Origin of the sequence: Algibacter sp., assembly GCF_029245835.1 — a bacterium.
Taxonomy (GTDB): Bacteria; Bacteroidota; Bacteroidia; order Flavobacteriales; family Flavobacteriaceae; genus Algibacter_B.
The window spans coordinates 1-2161 of sequence record NZ_JAQWOO010000022.1 but is presented as its reverse complement, the minus strand read 5'-3'; the positions used below and the strand labels follow the sequence as shown (position 1 = coordinate 2161).

Annotated in this window: 1 protein-coding gene and 1 pseudogene; one reads left to right on the top strand and one right to left on the bottom strand. The window is 30.4% G+C overall.

Going from position 1 to position 2161, the window contains the following annotated elements; genetic code table 11:
- Positions 1–142 precede the first annotated feature (142 nt).
- A pseudogene (locus P8K68_RS02800) lies at positions 143–365 on the bottom strand (MazG nucleotide pyrophosphohydrolase domain-containing protein); the annotation flags it as partial.
- 197 nt (positions 366–562) lie between these two features.
- Between P8K68_RS02800 and P8K68_RS02795 the strand changes: the two are divergent.
- Complete coding sequence (locus tag P8K68_RS02795; RefSeq protein WP_300247983.1) at positions 563–1741, top strand: aspartyl protease family protein; 1179 nt, start codon at positions 563–565, stop codon at positions 1739–1741.
- Positions 1742–2161: the final 420 nt, after the last annotated feature.

Below are 2161 nucleotides of genomic sequence, written 5' to 3'. Positions count from 1 at the left end.
TAAATTGCTTTAAAAAATCTTCGTTCAATAAATCTTCTGGTTTCATAAATGTGTAAAATTTAAAATTAATAAATAAAAAATCTCAGGCTAAATATTAACCTGAGATTTTAAAACTTACACAGTTTATGAGATACTGCCTATCGTAAAATACAATGTGTAATAACACGTCGCCTAACTCTTTTTTAACCTCTTCTAAATCTTTATCTAGAATGGCATCACCAAGTTCGTATATTTCCTCTATGGTTAAATGACGTAAGGTTTCCATAAGTTGTTTTTTATGCCACGGACATTGCCTCCCGCCGCAACTCATCCATAATGGTTAATAATCTATCAAATGCTTTAAGTTGATTTACCATGGAATTCATTTTTGAAATTTTTGATTCGAAATAATATCTTCAATTTTTCAGTAATAGTAATTTAACTTACAACTTGACTTTGTCAGAAAAAAACGATAATTTCGCTTAACAATCGATAAGTCTCATTGAAACGGAAACTTATCTTTGCATTAGCATTAATTTGAAGAATGAGAAACATCTTTAACATATCATTATTCATCTGTATTATGAATTTTGTAACTCAAAGTTGCGCTGTTAAATGGACTGATGCAATACAATATGGAAGTGTTACCAAAGCAAGTAATATAGAATCTGTAAATATTGAAATTCGAAATAAACTAATAGTTGTTCCAATCACTATACAGGGGAAAGAATATCGCTTTTTGTTTGATACAGGTGCACCCTTGAGCATATCAGAGGAACTTCAAGAAAACACTAATTTCAAGACATTAAGTAAGGGCAATATTGTAGACAGTGATTACAATAGGAAAAAAGTCAAATGGGTTCAAGTTGATTCAATTAACATTGGTAATGTATCCTTTAAAAATCAAACAGCGTTTGTTGGGGATTTTGATGCAAATCCAATTATGAGCTGTTTAGGAATAGATGGTATTATTGGCTCAAACTTAATTAGACAGTACAATTGGACAATTGACCAAGAAAAACACTCTTTATCATTATCTAGCAAAATTGGAACAGATACTCGTAAAGAGAGTTTTGTTTTGCCATTCAAAACTGATAATCAATACAATATTTATTTAGACATAAATATTGGAAAGTCAAGCATTAAAAATGTGTTAGTTGATTATGGTTCTAATGGGTCTATTGCTTTGAGCAATGAAATATTTAATATACTTCAAGAGAATAATATAGTTAATAAAACATTTATTGAAAAGGGAATTAATCAGAGTGGAATTATTGGTAAACCTGTCGAGCTTAATAGACAGGTATCTTATTCAGATTCTGTAAGGATTAATAACTTGAGTGTTAAAAATGTTATGCTTCGAACTGGAAAAACCGTTTCACTAGGTAATGATTTTCTATCAAGATTTAAGCTAACTATTGATTGGAATAACAAAAATCTTTACCTTATAAAATTATGTAAAGAGACAGATAAAGCCGTTACAGCGGGATTCAGAATAGGTTACAAATTAGAAAAAGGCATTTATGTTCAGTCTGTTATGGAAAAATCAGATGCTTACAATAAGGGAGTTAGACCAAATATGGAAGTGGTCAAAATTGATAGTCTGGATTTTAAAAATGGAAGTGAGTTTTGCGACTATGTAGACCACAGATTAAAAAATCAAATCTTTTTGGAACTGATTAATTCAAAGGGTAAAACAATAAAATATCAGATTGAAAAGACAATCTTAAAAAAAACTAATACTATCAATGGCTATAAGTAGTTGCTTATTCTCGTCTACTTTGGAAATCCTCTAGGAATTTCCAACTTGGTGTGTACTTGTAAAGTTTAAGCGCTAACCCACGCAACTACTAATAGCCGAGACCGTTAAACGAACCTCCCCAAAAATAAAACAACTTTTCAATAAATAAACATCAGCTAGCAAATAAATGCGTTAGGGATTGAAGTGGCATCCTTTTTTAATAAGAAACACAAACTTTATTTTGAACTTTCATTTAACAGATAGCCACATCCTTCGTCCTCGCTATGACGTTTAAAAAAGATATAATACCAATTATATTTTAAAACGAGCCTAATTTTTTGTATATTTCAGTCATGGGAATGACATCAAATTTAAAGATCAAAGAAAGTATATCCAGTTTAGAGGCTGCTTTCAAATCATCGGACAACTTTAAGGTCCGCC

Coding starts and splice junctions, on each gene's coding strand:
- P8K68_RS02795 (WP_300247983.1), top strand. CDS start 563: ATGAATTTTGTAACTCAAAGTTGCGCTGTTAAATGGACTGATGCAATA.